The sequence below is a fragment of the Nocardia sp. NPDC001965 genome, assembly GCF_053594175.1.
On the sequence record NZ_JBSFDZ010000011.1, the window covers coordinates 129,168 to 146,140 of the forward strand.

The following is a 16,973-nucleotide window of genomic DNA, read 5'->3' on the forward strand; positions in this document are numbered from 1 at the left end:
TCAACCCCCACTCGGCATCGGCCGGGAGGGGGTTGATTCGTCTGGGCAGCCGAATAGAAGGGTCGATGTTCGCACTAGTGGTGAGGTTCGACCTGAAGGACGCCGAGGCCGCCGGAGCTTTCGACCGGTTGGTAGCCGAGACAGCCGAAGGCATTGCCGAGCTCGAACCCGGAACCCTCGTCTATGCCACACACACGGTCGCTGACGCCCCATTGGCTCGGGTGTTCTACGAGGTCTACCGAGACCGCGAAGCGTTCGAAGAGCACGAGCGGCAGCCGCATACGCGCCGATTCCTCGACCGACGCGCCGACTATGTCGCCGACTTCCGGGTCGAGTTCCTCACACCCGCGGCCGCCAAGGGACTTCCTCGCTGACCTGATCACAACGTGCCCGGACTCGCTGCCCTGATCGCACTCCATCACCTGCTGGAATCCGTCTCCGACGTAGTAGTGCTCGCGCACCTCAGAGAACGAGGTGCACAGAAATCGGGCGTGGAACGCGGTGATCGCGTTCGCGGAGCCCTCGTCGCGCTTCACCGCCTACCCGGCCCGGCCGATTCGGCAATTGACGGCCCGACAGAGACCATCGAGATCCACAAGCCGGTATTTACCGACGGCGTCGAAGTCGCACTGCGGTAGCGGCTTCCGGTCCGCAGACATGGGGAGGTGGTCGTCACGGTGCCCCTTGCCCGTTCCGTCCGATCAGGCCGACGGCCGGTTTCCGTTGCGGACCCAGCCCTGGGCGATATCGCCCAGGTTCCACCAGGCGACGTGCCGGCCGTCCACGGATTCGAGCGACCATCCCGCCGCCAGGCGCTCGAAGAAGGCGCCGTCGCCGGTTTTGCCACCCGCGGGTTCGCCGACGTAGATCAGCCGGCGGCCGCCTCTGGCCTCGAACAATTCGAGTGCGGCCGACGCCATCCGGTCGCCCCAGCCCGGCGGCCAGCACAGGAACAGGATGGAGTTCTCGTCCAGTTCGGTCTCGAAACCGTCCACAGTGCCGACCGGGAACCACACCGGCCGGTTCCCGGCACTCCCCGGGAAGGACACGTTCACCGAAGTATCCGGGGGCGCGGAATCGAAGGCTCGCACCGGTACGCCCCGATCGGCGAGCAATCGTGCCCAGTAGCCTCGCCCGGCTCCCAATTCGATCACCGGCCGACCGGCCCCGAACGCCTCGATCCAGTCGAGCGTCTCCGGTGACGGGATCGCATAAGCGTAGGCGGCCTGCAGGATCGTCTGGGCAAACCCCAGCCGGACGCTTCCTTCCGCGTTGCCACCGTGGACGACCCGGCGATCTCCGGCGGTACCGGCGGACGGGCCGACTATCTCCCAGTACGGATTACCCGATTCGGCGTCACCTCCGGTCATGAAGTGCACGAATCGCAGATCGAAGGCCGCATCCGCCTGATCGTCGCCGGTCCCGCCCAGCAGCGGGGCGGTGGACAGATACTCGGCGACCTTCGGGTATTCCGCTCGCAGCCGGGCCTCGTCGTCGAGCAGCGCGGCCAGTTCGGTTCGGCGTTCGGGTGTGAGGACGAGACCGGTCATACCTCGATTCTTCCGGACCGCCGATATCGTCCGCCGATTTCCGCAATCCGTGCCGGTTCGACGGCGTGGGCAATTCACTACCCCGCCGGAACCGGACGGATGCGGACATCGGGGTCCCGCCCGGCCCGGAGCTAGGAGGCCGGGCCGGGCGGCGCGGACAGTTCTCGCATGGCCCGGCAGATCGTGGCATGGACCTCGGATTCCTCGGTCGCCGCGTCGGGATCCCAGGTCGGTTCCGGCGCGCCGTCGATCGCGGGGCCGAACAGCCACCACACATTGCTCCACGGGTCGACGAAGCGGGCCAGCGAGGAACCCCCGTAGAACGGGGTGGTCCCGGTGATCACCCGCGACCCGTGCGCGGCGGCGCGGCGCAGGATCTCGTCGCAGTCGGTCACATTGACCTGGAGGAGGGCCGGGCTGAAGACCCAGTCCGGCTTGGAGTCGACCACCATCAGGCACGAATCTCCGATGCGCACTTCCGCGTGGATCAGCAGTCCGTCGGTATCGACGGCGTGTGCGTCCGGTGTCTCTCGTCCGTCGAACACCGCGGTCAGGAATTCGATGAAGGCCCGGGCACCGCCGGGGCCTTTGACAGCGGCGAACGCGTTGAGACTTCCGTACCCGTTGCCGAGGTCCGTGGTGCGGCTGATCAGGGGTGATGTCGTCATGCCGCGAGCATGGCACCAGAACAGGACAGAACGCGGCCGCAATTCGGCGGCGCGTCCCGGAAATCCGGTCTCAGTGCTCCAGGGTGACTATGGGAACCACATAGTGGCGGGCGAATTCGTCCAACTGCTCGTCCGATTCCAGGGGCACCAGGCCGGTCGGGCACAGGATGAACGAATGCACCAGTCGGCATGCGACTTCGGCGCGGGTCAGCAGATCGGCGGGTTCGGCGAACATCCCGGCGTCCGCGGCGCGGCACAGCGCGGTATGTGCGGCGGCCACCGACATGGCGAACACCGGGCCGCCTTCTACGGTCAATTTTTCCAGGATGCGTTCCGGTTCGACGGTCAGCATCCGTTTGACCAGTGGATGACTCCGCCATCGTGTGACTACTGTCACAAAGATATCGGCGACGAGGTCGGCCAGAGTCGAGTGCCGGGTGGAGATGGCATCGACCTCGATGAGGACCGCGGCTACCTCCCGGCTCACCACCGCCTGCACCACGTCGTCGCGTGATCCGATGCGGCGGTATACGGTGACGCGGTCGACACCGGCCTGCCTGGCGATGTCTTCGATGGTCGTCTTCTTGACGCCGAACTCGCTGAATCTGATCAACGCCGCGTCCAGAATGCGAGCCTCGATACCATCCTGCAGCCCGGGTGACGATGTGTGCGCGGCGGACATGCAGTTAACGCTAGCAAGTACCGCGTGAGCGCAAACACCTATCGGGCACTCGCAATATTGCAACATTGCTATTAATTATGTTGTGATGTACATTCGCCGAATGGTGCAGACCAGCCAAGCAGCCGCTTGTTTCTATCTGGTGCGTCGTCGTCCGACCCGACTATCGGGAGGTAGCTGATGGGCACCCAGGTACCGGCTCGTGGGTTCCAGATGATCGGGACAGCCGTGGATGTCTGCCGTTCGATATTTGTCGCACACCGCCCCGCCTCGTTTCTACCGCAGTCGAAAGTACTGTGGAACAACGGATTCAACAGGCAACTCGTGGTCGCCGCCATCCAGCGCGAAGCGGCGGATGTGGTCGGAGTGGTACTCGTCGACCCGGAGGGCGAACCACTGCCCGCCTGGCTCCCCGGCGCCCATCTGGACGTATTCCTACCCTCCGGCCGCCGCCGGCAGTATTCGCTGTGTGGAGACCCACGGGACCGGTCGTCCTACCGGATAGCCGTCCGGCTCATGCCGCACGGTGACGGCGGGTCCATCGAGATCCACGAGAATCTGCGCAGCGGCGATGCGCTGCGGGTGCACGGGCCGCGGCACACCTACCCCTTTCTGGACGCCCCCGACTATCTGTTCATCGCGGGCGGTATGGGCATCACCGCGATCCTGCCCATGGCGCAGGCGGCCGGTCGGCGCGGCACCCTGATCTACACCGGACGCAGCCGGGATTCGATGCCGTTCCTCGACCGGGTGCCCGGCGCCCTGATCCGCCCCGACGACGAATTCGGGCCCCCCGACATGGCCGAACTCCTCACTCGCGCGGAACCCGGGACGGCGGTATACGTGTGCGGCCCCCCGGCCATGCTCGAAGCCGCGATCCACGCCGTACCGCGCGTCGCTCCGACGAGTTCGCTTCATCTGGAACGGTTTCCGGCCGCCCGGGCAGCCAGGGCCCGAGCGCACGACGACCCGGATCGTGGCCGCCCCTGCGGGCCACCGCACTGAACCCTCCATCCACACAGGCAGAGGGAGGGTTCAGTGCGGTGGCGCAGGATCGACCTGCCACCCGGCTACGGGTTCCCGTCCATCAGAAAGCCTGCTGATCGACGGCGGCGGCCATGACCGCGTACCCGGCGGCATTGGGGTGTTTGTGATCACCGGAGTCGTACGCTCCGTTCATCCGCTCCGGATCGGTGGGATCGGCCATCACCGCGTTGAGATCGACGACCGCGTCGTATTCACCGCTGGTTCGGATCCAGTTGTTGACGGCCCGGATCTTCGCCGCGGAGGTGTCGGTGTAGTACTCGGCACCCTTCATCGGTAACAGCGTGGCGCCGACGACGGTCACTCCGGCCCGGTGCGCGCGGGCGATCAGGTCGCGGTACCCGGCGATGAGCTCGTCCACCGACACATCGGCATCGGGTTTGTAGGTCGGCAGATCGACCTCGGAGAAACCGATATCGTTCAGGCCGCCGAGCACGATCACCGTATCCACGCCGGGCGTGCCGAGCACATCACGGTCGAAACGGCGCAATCCGCTCTCGCCGTACCACTTCGAATCGCGCAGGATCATATTCCCGCCGATACCGGCGTTGAGCACTGTTCGCTCCGGCCCGTCCCCGGCGAGCGATTCGGCGAGCACGTCGGGATAGCGATTGTCGCCGTCGTTGTCCGATCCGAAGCCGTCGGTGATCGAATCACCGAACGCGACGACGGTCTCGACATCTTCGGGACCACCGGAGACCTCGAGGTCGGACAGGTAGTACCAGGAGTGCGTCGCTTCGGTGAAAGCGGTTCCCGCGGCGTCCGAGACATGATCACCCGTGGCGCGATAGGTACTGGCATACCCCTGGGCGTGGAAGGTCGCCGGACCGGTCGGATCGGCCAGATACAGCGTGACCGTCGCCGATTCGAACGGCGCCAACCGCAGTTCGGCAGCGTCACTGGTGACTTCCGCACCCGGTGCCACGGTCACCGAGTCGGCACCGGCGAACTTCAAGGGCCGAGTCGTGTCCGCGTGTACCTGCGCACCCCGGTCGGCACGCGCGATGGTGCCCCCGGCGATCCGGAGTTCGTCGTCGCCGAAGAGGTTGGACAGGGTGATCCGGGCCCGGGTGCCGCCCCCGGTGGCCCGGACCACCTGCCGGACTGTCTGGTCAGCGAAGCCGTCGATAGCCCAATTCGGTTCGAACCCTTCGCTCGGGGCCTGCATGGGGACAGACCACGCGGTGGTCCAAGTCTGCGGCCCACCGGATTCGCCGGGTGCGGGTGAGCATGCGGCGGCCAGGCCGACAGCGACGACCGCCGCGGCGAGGACGGCCAGCGGTTTACTGCTGATATTCATCGGTTCTTCCGATCTCGGAGTTGTTGCGGGGCATATGAGCCGGGCGTTCGCTCGAACGCGTCGGCCGCGATATCGCGGCCGTGCGGAGCGTGGCGATTCGGGCGGAGTTGCGCCGGTGCGCCGGAAAGCACCGGAGGCGAGTGCGAATCGGGCGCCGGAAGCGGGCGGCCCGCCGCGGGGATCGACCGATAGCCGGTCTCAGTCGCTGTCATATCGAGACCCAACCGAGCTAACGGAACTATTGTTCCATTAACATGGAACCGTGACGGAGACCACACTTCCGAGCGGATCGATCAGCCGGGAAGTGGTCGGCAGAGCGGCGGTCGGCACTGCGTCACTTGACGGGGCCGCGGTCGGAGATGCGGCCGTACGCGCACAGCAAAAAGCCCCTCACCCGGACATCCGGATGAGGGGCTGCAGCGGTGGCGGAGGGATTTGAACCCTCGGAGGGGGGTTACCCCTCACACGCTTTCGAGGCGTGCTCCTTAGGCCGCTCGGACACGCCACCGCCCGCCAGAATACCGGACCGTTCCGGTATCCCTAAATCGGGGCCGCGACCTGCGCACATACCGGACCGTTCGCGCTCTCCGTCTCATCCCGGAGCGACGTTCCGCTCAGCGCTGCCACCCGGACAACGCTCCAGCGCCGCCACACGAACAAACGCTCACCGCTGCGGCCGGAAGAACGTTCAGCGCTGTGACCGGAAGAAGTCGTCGAGAAGCGCCACACATTCGGCCTCCAGGATTCCGCCGCGCACCTGGGGCCGGTGGTTCAGACGCCGGTCGCGCACCACATCCCACAATGAACCCACCGCACCGGTCTTCGGCTCCCAGGCCCCGAACAGCAGCCGGTCCACCCGGGCCGCGACCAGCGCGCCGGCACACATGGTGCACGGTTCCAGCGTCACCGCGAGGGTGGCGCCGGTGAGCCGCCAGCCGTCACCATGGATCGCGGCGGCACGGCGCAGCGCCAGCACCTCGGCGTGCGCGGTGGGGTCGCCGGTGGCTTCACGCGCATTGGTGGCGCGGGCCAGTTCGCGGCCCCGGCTGTCGAACACCACCGCCCCCACCGGTACATCGCGTGGATCTGCCGTGGCAGCGACGGCCAGGGCCGTACGCACCATCTCGGTATCGGAGAGCGAAACGCTCAACTCAGCGGGGAAGTTTGTCGAGCACCGCGGAGAACTCCGACGAGAAACCCAGGCGCTGGGCGATCATCGTGAGCTGCTCGTCGGGATAGAGGTCGGTTTCGGCGAGGATCACACTGAGTACCGGTTCGGGCAGACCCAGATCGGCCAGGATGCCCAGATCGCCCTCTTCCCACGGTTCGACGTCGTCGAGTTCGTCGGGATCGATATCGGGAATCTCGATATGCAGTTCCTCGAGGACATCGGCGGCGATGTCGTAATCGATGGCCGCTGTCGCGTCGGACACCAGCAACCGGGTGCCGCTGGGGGCGGGGCGGACCACGATGAAGAATTCGTCGTCGACGTCCAGGAGACCGAAGACCGCACCGGAGGAACGCAGAGCCTTCAGCTCGTTCTCCGCCGCGGACAAGGTGGTGAGCGCGGCCTCGGTCAGCGGGGTGCACCGCCAGGTACCGTCTTCCCGGACAACGGCCACCGCGAACCCCTCCACGTCGTCGTAATCTTCCGACGCCGCCTTGTTCGTGCCCGCGCGCTGTGCTGCCATGGGCGCAACGGTAGTCGGCCCGGGGCCGTTAGATGAAGTCGTATGCGAATCTGTTCCGGTGACTGCTGACGACCATACGGCGCTCTGTGTTCTCGGGACCGGTTTGATCGGCGGATCGCTGCTGCGTGCGGCGACCGCGGCCGGTCGCACCGCCTGGGGATACAACCGCTCGGCGCCGGGCGTGGCGGCGGCCCGGACCTCGGGTTTCGATGTCGGCGACGACCTCCCGGCGGTGCTGCGCCGGGCCGCCGGAAGCGATGCGCTCATCGTGATCGCTGTACCGATGCCGGCGGTCGACGCGATGCTCGACGCGATCGCCGAGCACGCACCGGAATGCGCACTGACCGATGTGGTGAGTGTGAAGGCCCCTGTCGCGGCGGCCGTCCGGCGCTACGGGTTGGAGGGTCGCTACGTCGGCGGACATCCGATGGCCGGCACCGCCGAATCGGGATGGCAGGCAACCGATCCGGAACTGTTCCGCGGCGCGGCCTGGGCGGTGGGAGTGGACCCGGGGACCGATGCGGCCACCTGGACACGAGTGACACGGCTGGCCCTGGACTGCGGGGCGGTGGCCGTACCGGTGATCGCCGCCGAGCACGATCGCGCCGTAGCCCGGATCTCGCATCTACCGCATATCCTCGCCGAGGCACTGGCGGTGGCGGGCGCCCGCGGCGGCGACCTGGCGCTGGGACTGGCCGCCGGATCGTTCCGGGACGGCACCCGGGTCGCCGGGACCGCACCCGACCTGGTGCGCGCGATCTGCGAACCCAACTCCGACGCCCTGCTCGCGGTACTGGACGAAACACTGACCGCACTGCACGAAGCCAGGGCGACGCTGAGCGCCGAAACCTCACTGGCCGACCTCACGGCGGCCGGGCACGCAGCCCGGCTGCGCTACGAAGCGGCGGCCCGCTGGGAGATCACCGGGATCGTCCCCGGCGCGGACGGCTGGCTGGAGAAACTACAGGAGGCCGGGCGGGCGGGCGGAGTCGTCACCCGGCTCGACCCAGCCGGCTGATCCGCGCTCAGACCCGCTCGGCCAGACCCGGATAGTCGAGAACGAAACCGTCCGGGTCGACGGTCAGGGTGGCACTGGACACCGGCGAGAGAACGCTGATCCCGTCCCCGGCGCTGCTGTAGGTGAGATCGGCCTCCTGCACCGTCAGCTCCGGCAACCGAACGTAGACCACCGGGACCTGCACATCCTCCATGGCGTGCTGCAGCCCGAACCGGCGGATGGGCAGAGTATTGAAGAACGGGCTGAGCACCACATCGGCGTCCAGCGCTCCACCGAACGTGGACCGGACATGGGTCCCGGTCGCATCGACGAGCCAGTAGTTCTCCTCGTCGCGGGCGAGGGAGGCGTGCCGCTCCCCGGCGGCGGTGGTACTGCTCAGCGACAGCCGCCTGGTCGCCCCGTTCTCGTCGGTGACCAGGTCGTAGGAGGCGCTGAACGCACTGTGCTCGCCGCAACCGCTACCGATGATCCGGCCGCTGGCCCGGATCCGCTTGCCGTTGAGAGTTACGCGAACCGATTCCATCCGCGAGCCGTCGTGCGCACGCCAGGTCAGCACGGCGGGCCACCGCCCGGAGGCCGGTGTCACGGCCGGGCCGGGGGTTACGTCGCTCGATTGCGTCACGTGTCCACCGTACGCAACACGGGGTCCGCCGGCGTATACCCGGAGCTTTCGCGCGTCCGCCACAACCCCGGAAAAGCCGGACCACGGCAGGTCGACTGTCGCCGCACGTTGTCACCGTGGAGAAGGCGACATCCATCGCCCCGAGACAATCGAAAGTTGTGGATGGTGCGAGTTCGGCTGTGGCGGCAACCGTATGCGGGGGACTCGGACGTATCCGCCACACTCTGCACACCGCGACCGATTACTGGAGCAGGACGGGTCACCATTTCGCGGGCCGACTACGGGAGGGCGTCCAGCGTTATGCGTTGTCCGAGCGCGATATGCAGCGCATCTTCGACAAGGAGATAGTCCCCGAGCACTTGGAGGCGGCAGTCGGCGGCAGGAAGACCTCCGGACGACTCGTGCTGACTACAGTGGTGGGACAGCCCGGCGCCGGCAAGACGACAACAGTCCGGGCTGTCGCCGAGTCCTTCCGAGGGCGAGGCGAAGCGGTCCCGCTCATCGCCGACAACTACGTCCGCCACCACCCTGAGTTCGCGGCACTGCGGGACTGCGATGACTTCACCACCGGTGACCACCTGTATCCCATCGCCGAGCGATGGCTCGATATGGCCGCCGATTACGTGATCGCCCGACGCCGGTCCGCCGTCCTCGAAGAAGGTGCGAGCGACCCGATGCGAGCAGCGCAACTCATCCGCCGCTTCCAGCAGAACCGCTACGGCTCGGTGGTCGAGGCCGTAGCGGTATCGCGGGCCGAGAGCGAGGCCTCTGTCCTGGCCCGGTTCCTCCGTGAACGCCTGCGCTACGGCACCGGGCGGTACGTGCCGGGTACCGCGCAGACGGCCTGCTTCCACGGTTCGGCCGATCTGCTCCGAATGCTCGAATCGGACCGGCCACCGGTAGCTGTCGACGCACTCCGGGTGCGAACCCGCTCAGAAGTACTGTTCGAAAACCATCGGATGGCGACAGGTGAATGGGCCGATCCACCCAGAGGCTGGCACACCCTGCAGGTAGAACGGGACCGTCCGCCGACCGCGGATGAGGAATACGCGTATTTCGAGAGGGCCATGAGATTCCGGGAAATGCTGGCGCAGGCAAATATCGACGCGCCCGAGCGGGCGGCCGACTGGCAGCGGCTGCTGGTCGAAATGGACCACGCGTCCATGCTGGTACCGGGCTGACCCGGCTCGGGCACGGACGGCGGTACGCCGGCGCCGGTCACGCAACCATGAGCGGAGACGGAGGGATTTGAACCCCCGGTCGCTCTCACGACTCTCGCTTTCAAGGCGAGTGCATTCGGCCGCTCTGCCACGTCTCCAAGGCCTCGATGGTAACCGATCCGGCCGGTGGCGACCGAAACCGAGCAACCCGGTGGCATCCGGACCACACGGTTTCGATCAGCGCGGGACGGCGAGCAGTTCGCGGGTGATACCGGCGAGCTCCGCGCAACCGGAAAGTCCCATGGCGGAGTCGAAATCGGCCAGCAGCAGGCGCAGTGCGTGACGTACGCCCGCGTTACCGGCGATACCGAGGGCGTAGGCCCAGGGACGGCCGTACCCTACGGCTTTGGCACCGAGAGCGAGGGCGACCAGGACATCGGAGCCGGTGCGGACACCCGAGTCGAACAGGACATCGGTGCGGTCGCCGACCGCGCCGACTATCGGGCCCAGGGCATCCAGCGCGGCGATCGAATTGTCGACCTGGCGTCCACCGTGGTTGCTCACCCATATCCCGTCCGCACCGGAATCCACCAGTAGCCGGGCGTCGTCGGGGTGCAGCACGCCCTTCACCGCGATCGGCAGGTCGGTCCATTCGCGCACCTTGGCCAGGTCCGCGGGCCGCAGGCTGTGGTTGCCGAACAGACCGACCCAGGTGAGGATCGCCATCCGCATGGCGTCCTCGCTCTCCTCCGGTGGCGCGGCGAGCTTCGCCCGGAAGACCGGGTCGGACACATAGTTGGCGATCCCCTTGCCCAGCAGGAAGGGCAGGTGGCCGAGTTCGAGATCGCGTGGGCGCCAGCCCAGCGAAGGAGTGTCGACCGTGACGACGACGGCTTTGGCCCCGGCTCGCTCCGCACGCTCGACGAACGAACGGGCGAGCTCGTCGTCGGCCGGCCAGTACAGCTGATACCACCAGTCGCGGGCGACCTCGCCGACCTCCTCGATGGTGGCGGAGGACGCGGTGGACAGGACCGTACCCACCCCGAGTTCCCCGGCGGCCCGGGCCACCTCCACCTCGCCCTTCTCGTGCAGCAGTTCCAGCACCCCGACCGGGGAGGTCAGCACGGGAGCGGCCAGTTTGGTGCCCAGGACCTCGACGGAGGTGTCGCGTGCTCCCGGGCCGCTGGTACCGCGCAGCATGCGGGGCACGATCCGGTACCGGTCGAATGCGGAGGTGTTGGCCGCTGCGGTCCGTTCCGCGGCGGCGCTCCCGGCCACGTAGGCGTACGCGCGGTCGTCGAGCAACTCCCGGGCCCGTTCCGCGAAACCGGCCGCGGTCATCGGCAGTTCGGGTACCGATCCGCCCATTCCCTGGAGGTAGATCTCGTTCTGGAAGTCGATGAAGCTGCTCACGGACACCCACGCTAGCCCTGTCCGGTCACGGCGTGGGCACTCTTCCGATTGTTCGCGTGGGCATGCCCGGCGCTGTCGGTCGTCGCGCTGTCAGTCGTCGTCGAACGACCGCTGGTAGTCGGTCTCCCCTCCTGCGTTCCACAGGATCGGATACGCGCCCGGACCGCAGTCCTCGGTCCACTCGATCGTCGATTCGCCGCGCATTCGTTCCGCCTGACGGTAGAGAATGCGCAGGTTGGTGCACAGGCCCGCCATTCCGGCGGTGGCGGCACCCACGTCGGTATTGGTACATTTCACCTCGACTCGGGTGTCGACGGGAACTGCCACACAGTGCACGAACCCCGGCGGCGCAGCCTGTGCCGAACCGGTTCCGATCACCGAAATACCCGCTACCGCCGCACCGGTGATGATCGCACCCAGGGAGGAAGTTCGTCTCTTTCCGGTGGTGAGTCCCGACATCCGATTTCTCCTCTACCAGTGCAATGTAGTGAGGCACTCTAAACAACCGGAACGGGCCTTCTCCGGAGCGAGAAGCGGAGTGCAGTAGCCGTCCCGGGGGCTGCGGCCCGGCGGGCCGCGACATCGGAGTTCTCCTGGCGCACTACGCGGATCTCCTGGGGCACTATGGGACGGTGCGCGCGATCAATATGAACGGTTTCGGTGGCCCCGAGGTCATGGAATGGTCCGATGCACCGGATCCGGTGCCGGGCCACGGCGAAGTGCTGATCGAGGTGGCCGCGGCCGGCGTGAACCGGGCCGATCTCCTGCAGCGGCGAGGGTTCTACGCGCCTCCGCCCGGGACCACCCCGATACCGGGGCTCGAATGTTCGGGGGTGATCGCCGGGGTCGGCGACGGGGTGCGCGACTGGTCGCCCGGCGACCGGGTGTGCGCGCTGCTGTCCGGCGGTGGATACGCCGAGAAGGTCGTGGTGCCCGCCGGACAGGTGCTCCCGGTACCGGACGGCCTGGATCTGGCCGCGGCGGCGGGGCTGCCCGAGGTCGCGGCGACCGTCTGGTCGAATCTGGTGATGACCGCCGGACTGCATTCCGGACAGTTGCTGCTGGTCCACGGTGGGGGCAGCGGGATCGGTACCCACGCCATCCAGGTCGCGGTCCAGTTGGGCGCGCGGGTCGCGGTGACGGCCGGGTCGGCACAGAAGCTGGCGCGCTGCGCCGAACTCGGTGCGAGCGTCCTGATCAACTACCGGGAACACGATTTCGTGGACCTGATCCGAGCCGAACAGGGTCTGGGCGGCCCGGGCGCCGACATCATCCTCGACAATATGGGCGCCGCCTATCTGGGGCGCAATGTGGCGGCGCTGGCACTCGACGGACAGGTGCTCGTGATCGGCATGCAGGGCGGCCTGAACGCGGAACTGAACCTGGGCGAACTCATGGCCAAACGCGGCACGGTGCGCGCGCTCAAACTACGCGACCGTCCGGCCACCGGGCGGGGCAGCAAGGCCGACATAATCGCCGAAGTCCGCGCGCATGTCTGGCCGCTGCTGGAGACGGGCGCGGTCGTACCGGTGATCCATGCCGAGGTTCCGGTGGCCGAGGCCGCCCGGGCGCACGAACTGCTCGACGAGCACGACACCTTCGGCAAGGTGATCCTGCGGATCGGGGCGGACGGCACGATCGGGCCGGCCGGCTAGGCGGAGCGTGACCGCAGCGGCCCTCGCTCGTGCGTGAGGCGACCGAGGTGCTCGCGGGCAGGTCAGCCGAGCGCGGCCAGGGCCCGGCCGAACTGATCGATCTCCCGCCGAGTCGTGTACGGCGCGAGACCGATGGTCACCGCGCCGCCCTCGTCGTTCACACCCAGTGCGTCCAGTAACCGGCTGCCGCCGTGCGCGCCCGCCAGCACATTGATGCGCTTATCGGCCAGTTCGGCGGCGATCTTCTCCGCCTGCATACCGTCGATGGTGAAACTGACCGTCGGGATCCGGGTCGACGCCCGGCCGATCACGGTCAGCCCGGTGACCTTCTCCAGGGTGCTCATCAGATGGTCGAACAGCTGGTCGTGATAGTCCTGCAACGAGGTGATCGACAGTTCCAGCCGTTCCCGGCGGGTGCCTCCGGCGCGTTCGTCGAGTCCGGCCAGGTAGTCGATCGAGGTGGTGAGCCCGGCCAGCAGCGCGTACTGGTGCCCACCGACCTCCAGCCGTTCGGGACCCTTCGCGTACGGGTTCAACGCCATGGACGGGATCCGGTCCAGGAAGGCGGGATCACGGAAGACGAGCGCGCCGACCTGCGGACCACCCCAGCTCGGCGCGCTCAACGCCACCACATCGGCGTTCAGGTCGTCGATATCGATCAGCGCGTACGGCGCGGCACCGACCGCGTCGGCGACCAGCAGACCGCCGACCTCGTGCACCCGTTCGGCCGCCACCCGCACCGAGGGCGCCGAACCGACGATCGGGGAGGCTGCCGTGATCGCGACCAACCGGGCGGTGGGTCCGATGAGTTCCTCGAACTGCCAGCCCGGCATCTCACAGGTCTCGATCTCCACCTCGGCCCAGCGCACATGCGCTCCGTAGCGGTTGGCTATCCGGAGCCAGGGCGCCACATTCGCCTCGTCGTCCAGGCGGGACAACACGATCCCGGTACCCAGGCCCAGCCGGGAACTCAGGGATTCGGCGAGCCAGGCCAGCAGTACGGCACGATCGGGCCCCAGCACGACCCCGCTCGGGTCCGCGCCGACCAGGTCCGCGACCGCCACCCGGGCGTCGTGCAGGATATCGGCGCTGCGTTTGGCGGCGCCGTGGCGGCCGAGGTGGGAGAACGACGACGAGCGGAAACCGGTGGACACCGCGCGCGAGACAGAATCCGGAACAAGCATGCCCGCCTGCGGAGCCAGGTTGATCCAGCCGTCGGCCAGGGAGGGGATCAGTCCCCGGACCCGCGCGACGTCGTAAGTCATGCAGGTCACTTTAAGGCAGGGCCTATATATCGGTAACCCTGGTCCAGCCGATTTTTCCCGGGCACGAGCGCAGGCCCGCGCGGCCGGGCCCGGTTTCCGCGTCCGGGCCCGTTTCATCGCTCGGCCGCCCGGCCGACAACTCGCGCCGTCACCACCGGCTTTAGCGCGTTCGGCTCGAACACGACATGATGGGGACCATGACGCAATCGGATGACGCATCGGATCCCGTTGTCGTGATCGGCCCCGAAGGCCGGCCGCTGGTGCTGCCCGCGGGCGCCGCTACGAGCGCGTCGTTCCCCGGCCGGGATGCCCCCGAACAGGACGCGGCCGAACGTGACAACTCCGAATCGCTGGCCGATATGGTCGAACAGCCGGCCAAGGTCATGCGGATCGGGACCATGATCAAACAGCTGCTCGAGGAAGTACGGGCCGCTCCGCTCGACGACGCCAGCCGTACCCGGCTGGCCGAGATCCACAAATCCTCGATAAGGGAACTCGAACAGGGCCTGGCCCCGGAGCTGCGCGAGGAGCTCGAACGCCTGGCCCTGCCGTTCGGCGAGGACGCCGTCCCCTCGGACGCGGAACTGCGTATCGCGCAGGCGCAGCTGGTCGGGTGGCTGGAGGGTCTGTTCCACGGAATCCAGACGGCGCTGTTCGCCCAGCAGATGGCCGCGCGGGCACAGCTCGAGCAGATGCGCCAGGGTGCGCTGCCTCCGGGTATCCACACCGCGGACGTACGCGGCGGACAGCCGGGCCAGTCCATCGGAGGGACCGGGCAATACCTCTGAACCCGGTGGTATATAACCGGCCCGTACCGGGACTCGCGCGCCGGGGTAGTGTCGTGCACCGTGCCTGCAGCTTCCGCTCGCTCCGACCTGGTAAACACCGAAGCCCCGGAGAGCACCGACGAGAGCCCGGTGCGCCCCGACCACGACCCCGCCGCAGATGAGTTGCCCGTGAGTTCCGAGCAGACCCCGGTCGCCGACGCCGATACCGCCGTCTCCGATATCACCGAGGTGAGCGACGCGGATCCCATCGAATCGGATTCGCAGTCGTGGACCCGGGCCTGGCGCGATATCCGCGATGGGTTCCGGCAGCGCGAACTATGGCTCTCGCTGGGCTGGCAGGACATCAAACAGCGCTACCGGCGGTCGGTGCTGGGGCCGTTCTGGATCACCATCGCCACGGGTGTGCAGGCCACCGCCATCGGTATCCTGTACGCCGCGCTGCTCGGCCAGCCGCTCGCCGACTATCTGCCGTACGTGGCGGTCGGCCTGATCGTGTGGAACGTCATCAACGCCTCGATCCTGGAGGGTGCTGATGTCTTCGTCGCCAACGAGGGGCTGATCAAACAGCTGCCGTCCGCGCTGAGTGTGCACGTGTACCGGCTGGTGTGGCGGCAGATCCTGTTCTTCGCGCACAACGCGGCGATCTACTTCGTCGTGCTGGCACTGTTCGGGGTCTGGCGTGACCTGCACTGGACCGCGATCTTCGCGATACCGGCCCTGATGCTGCTGTTCCTCAACGCCATGTGGGTTTCGGTGCTGTTCGGCATCTTCAGCACCCGCTACCGCGATATCGCGCCGATCCTGGGCAGTATGACGCTGATGCTGTTCGTACTCACCCCGGTGATGTGGAACACCAAGAGCCTGCAGGAGCAGGGCGGTCAGGTCGCCGAACGGGCCCGGCTGGCCGAGGTGGTGCCCACCTACCACTATCTGGAGATCGTGCGCGCGCCGCTGCTCGGCGACGACCAGAAGCTGTACCACTGGGTAATCGTCGGTGCGATCACCGTGGTGGGCTGGATCGCCGCTGCCCTGGCAATGCGCCGGTACCGTTCACGCGTGCCCTACTGGGTTTAGGAGTCAGGCGATCATGAGTGATCACGTGAGTATCGAAACCCGCAAGGCGTGGGTGGAGTTCCCGATCTTCGACGCGAAGTCCCGTTCGCTGAAAAAAGCGTTCCTGGGCAAGGCGGGCGGTTCGATCGGCCGTAACCAGTCCGATGTCGTCGTGGTCGAGGCATTGCGCGATATCAACCTGTCGTTGAAGGAGGGCGACCGGGTCGGCCTGGTCGGTCACAACGGCGCGGGTAAGTCGACGCTGCTGCGCCTGCTGTCCGGTATCTACGAGCCCTCGCGCGGTAGTGCCCGCATCCGTGGCCGGGTGGCGCCGGTGTTCGATCTCGGGGTCGGGATGGATCCGGAGATCTCCGGCTACGAGAACATCATCATCCGCGGCCTGTTCCTGGGGCAGACCCGTAAACAGATGATGGACAAGATCGACGAGATCGCCGATTTCACCGAACTCGGCGAGTACCTGTCCATGCCGTTGCGCACCTATTCGACCGGTATGCGGGTGCGCCTGGCCATGGGCGTCGTGACCTCCATCGACCCGGAGATCCTGCTGCTCGACGAGGGGATCGGCGCGGTCGACGCGGAGTTCATGAAGAAAGCGCGAATCCGGTTGCAGGAGCTGGTGGCCCGGTCCGGCATCCTGGTTTTCGCCAGCCATTCCAACGAATTCCTGGCCCAGCTCTGTGATACAGCGCTGTGGATCGATCACGGCCAGGTCCGGTTGCACGGCGGAATCGAAGAAGTCGTGCGAGCCTACGAGGGCCCGGAGGCGGGTAACCATGTGGCGACGGTCCTGCGGGAGATCGAAGCCGAGAAGTCCGGCAGTGGCACCGCGGAACCAGCACAGCGGCCGGCCGACGGCGAAAGAGAACTGGAGAACAACACAGCATGAGCGAGTCAGGCCCGGAGGCGGAAGCGAAGCGTGACCACGCAGGGCCCTCGCTCGTGCCCGATGAACACAGCATGAGCGAGTCAGGCCCGGAGGCGGAAGCGAAGCGTGACCACGCAGGGCCCTCGCTCGTGCCCGATGAACACAGCATGAGCGAGTCAGT

General features: G+C 67.3%; 18 protein-coding genes and 2 tRNA genes. 8 read left to right on the forward strand and 12 right to left on the reverse strand.

Translation table 11 applies throughout. From position 1 onward, the window contains the following. The first annotated feature begins 65 nt into the window (after nucleotides 1-65). Complete coding sequence (locus tag ACWCPQ_RS18200; protein ID WP_449900153.1) at nucleotides 66-374, forward strand: putative quinol monooxygenase; 309 nt, start codon at nucleotides 66-68, stop codon at nucleotides 372-374. A 327-nt stretch (nucleotides 375-701) separates the two neighbouring features. Here ACWCPQ_RS18200 and ACWCPQ_RS18205 read toward each other — a convergent pair whose 3' ends face one another. The 3 genes from ACWCPQ_RS18205 to ACWCPQ_RS18215 all read right to left on the reverse strand — a co-directional run bounded on the left by ACWCPQ_RS18205 (nucleotide 702) and on the right by ACWCPQ_RS18215 (nucleotide 2,900). Further along, nucleotides 702-1,550, reverse strand: coding sequence for a hypothetical protein (locus tag ACWCPQ_RS18205; protein ID WP_449900155.1), 849 nt, complete (start codon nucleotides 1,548-1,550; stop codon nucleotides 702-704). Nucleotides 1,551-1,681: 131 nt separating this feature from the next. Next, the gene (locus tag ACWCPQ_RS18210; RefSeq protein ID WP_449900158.1) at nucleotides 1,682-2,218 is read right to left on the reverse strand and encodes a VOC family protein; all 537 of its coding nucleotides are present in this window, start codon (nucleotides 2,216-2,218) and stop codon (nucleotides 1,682-1,684) included. A gap of 70 nt (nucleotides 2,219-2,288) precedes the next feature. After that, on the reverse strand, nucleotides 2,289-2,900 hold the full coding sequence (locus ACWCPQ_RS18215; protein WP_449900160.1) for a TetR/AcrR family transcriptional regulator: 612 nt from the start codon (nucleotides 2,898-2,900) through the stop codon (nucleotides 2,289-2,291). Between the two features lie 177 nt (nucleotides 2,901-3,077). Between ACWCPQ_RS18215 and ACWCPQ_RS18220 the strand changes: the two genes are divergently transcribed. Beyond that, on the forward strand, nucleotides 3,078-3,902 hold the full coding sequence (locus ACWCPQ_RS18220; protein WP_449900162.1) for a ferredoxin reductase: 825 nt from the start codon (nucleotides 3,078-3,080) through the stop codon (nucleotides 3,900-3,902). Nucleotides 3,903-3,984: 82 nt separating this feature from the next. Here the strand turns inward: ACWCPQ_RS18220 and ACWCPQ_RS18225 are convergent, their stop codons facing one another. The 4 genes from ACWCPQ_RS18225 to ACWCPQ_RS18240 all read right to left on the reverse strand — a co-directional run bounded on the left by ACWCPQ_RS18225 (nucleotide 3,985) and on the right by ACWCPQ_RS18240 (nucleotide 6,932). Further along, complete coding sequence (locus ACWCPQ_RS18225; protein WP_449900164.1) at nucleotides 3,985-5,241, reverse strand: SGNH/GDSL hydrolase family protein; 1,257 nt, start codon at nucleotides 5,239-5,241, stop codon at nucleotides 3,985-3,987. 420 nt (nucleotides 5,242-5,661) lie between these two features. Continuing rightward, nucleotides 5,662-5,749, reverse strand: a tRNA-Ser gene (locus tag ACWCPQ_RS18230). A 180-nt stretch (nucleotides 5,750-5,929) separates the two neighbouring features. Further along, a complete protein-coding gene (locus ACWCPQ_RS18235; RefSeq protein WP_449900166.1) occupies nucleotides 5,930-6,364 on the reverse strand; it encodes a nucleoside deaminase in 435 nt (144 codons plus the stop codon). Nucleotides 6,365-6,392: 28 nt separating this feature from the next. Then, nucleotides 6,393-6,932 (reverse strand): tRNA adenosine deaminase-associated protein, encoded by a 540-nt coding sequence (locus tag ACWCPQ_RS18240; protein WP_449900167.1) that lies wholly within the window; start codon nucleotides 6,930-6,932, stop codon nucleotides 6,393-6,395. 58 nt (nucleotides 6,933-6,990) lie between these two features. Between ACWCPQ_RS18240 and ACWCPQ_RS18245 the strand changes: the two genes are divergently transcribed. Continuing rightward, nucleotides 6,991-7,950, forward strand: coding sequence for a prephenate dehydrogenase (locus ACWCPQ_RS18245; protein WP_449900169.1), 960 nt, complete (start codon nucleotides 6,991-6,993; stop codon nucleotides 7,948-7,950). Between the two features lie 7 nt (nucleotides 7,951-7,957). Here the strand turns inward: ACWCPQ_RS18245 and ACWCPQ_RS18250 are convergent, their stop codons facing one another. Next, the gene (locus tag ACWCPQ_RS18250; protein ID WP_449900171.1) at nucleotides 7,958-8,572 is read right to left on the reverse strand and encodes a putative glycolipid-binding domain-containing protein; all 615 of its coding nucleotides are present in this window, start codon (nucleotides 8,570-8,572) and stop codon (nucleotides 7,958-7,960) included. Nucleotides 8,573-8,751: 179 nt separating this feature from the next. Between ACWCPQ_RS18250 and ACWCPQ_RS18255 the strand changes: the two genes are divergently transcribed. Beyond that, nucleotides 8,752-9,753 (forward strand): zeta toxin family protein, encoded by a 1,002-nt coding sequence (locus ACWCPQ_RS18255; protein WP_449900173.1) that lies wholly within the window; start codon nucleotides 8,752-8,754, stop codon nucleotides 9,751-9,753. Between the two features lie 52 nt (nucleotides 9,754-9,805). On the opposite strand, the gene ACWCPQ_RS18260 is transcribed toward ACWCPQ_RS18255, so the two are convergent. From ACWCPQ_RS18260 to ACWCPQ_RS18270, 3 genes are all read right to left on the reverse strand, one after another. Continuing rightward, nucleotides 9,806-9,890 (reverse strand) — tRNA-Ser (locus ACWCPQ_RS18260). 79 nt (nucleotides 9,891-9,969) lie between these two features. Then, the gene (locus ACWCPQ_RS18265; protein WP_449900175.1) at nucleotides 9,970-11,145 is read right to left on the reverse strand and encodes an alpha-hydroxy-acid oxidizing protein; all 1,176 of its coding nucleotides are present in this window, start codon (nucleotides 11,143-11,145) and stop codon (nucleotides 9,970-9,972) included. Between the two features lie 90 nt (nucleotides 11,146-11,235). Next, nucleotides 11,236-11,604 (reverse strand): hypothetical protein, encoded by a 369-nt coding sequence (locus tag ACWCPQ_RS18270; RefSeq protein WP_449900176.1) that lies wholly within the window; start codon nucleotides 11,602-11,604, stop codon nucleotides 11,236-11,238. A gap of 173 nt (nucleotides 11,605-11,777) precedes the next feature. Between ACWCPQ_RS18270 and ACWCPQ_RS18275 the strand changes: the two genes are divergently transcribed. Beyond that, the gene (locus ACWCPQ_RS18275) at nucleotides 11,778-12,800 is read left to right on the forward strand and encodes an NAD(P)H-quinone oxidoreductase (protein WP_449900179.1); all 1,023 of its coding nucleotides are present in this window, start codon (nucleotides 11,778-11,780) and stop codon (nucleotides 12,798-12,800) included. 62 nt (nucleotides 12,801-12,862) lie between these two features. Here the strand turns inward: ACWCPQ_RS18275 and ACWCPQ_RS18280 are convergent, their stop codons facing one another. Beyond that, entirely contained in the window at nucleotides 12,863-14,065 is a 1,203-nt protein-coding gene (locus tag ACWCPQ_RS18280; RefSeq protein WP_449900181.1) for a cysteine desulfurase-like protein, read from the reverse strand. Between the two features lie 197 nt (nucleotides 14,066-14,262). Here ACWCPQ_RS18280 and ACWCPQ_RS18285 point away from each other — a divergent pair, with 197 nt between their 5' ends. The 3 genes from ACWCPQ_RS18285 (at nucleotide 14,263) to wzt (ending at nucleotide 16,813) form a co-directional block, all read left to right on the forward strand. Further along, nucleotides 14,263-14,853: a bacterial proteasome activator family protein gene (locus tag ACWCPQ_RS18285; RefSeq protein ID WP_449900184.1), complete on the forward strand. Its 591-nt coding sequence runs from the start codon at nucleotides 14,263-14,265 to the stop codon at nucleotides 14,851-14,853. Nucleotides 14,854-15,072: 219 nt separating this feature from the next. After that, nucleotides 15,073-15,927 (forward strand): galactan export ABC transporter permease subunit Wzm/RfbD, encoded by an 855-nt coding sequence (wzm, locus tag ACWCPQ_RS18290; protein ID WP_449900253.1) that lies wholly within the window; start codon nucleotides 15,073-15,075, stop codon nucleotides 15,925-15,927. Nucleotides 15,928-15,940: 13 nt separating this feature from the next. Continuing rightward, complete coding sequence (wzt, locus tag ACWCPQ_RS18295) at nucleotides 15,941-16,813, forward strand: galactan export ABC transporter ATP-binding subunit Wzt/RfbE (RefSeq protein ID WP_449900186.1); 873 nt, start codon at nucleotides 15,941-15,943, stop codon at nucleotides 16,811-16,813. The last annotated feature ends 160 nt before the right edge of the window (nucleotides 16,814-16,973 follow it).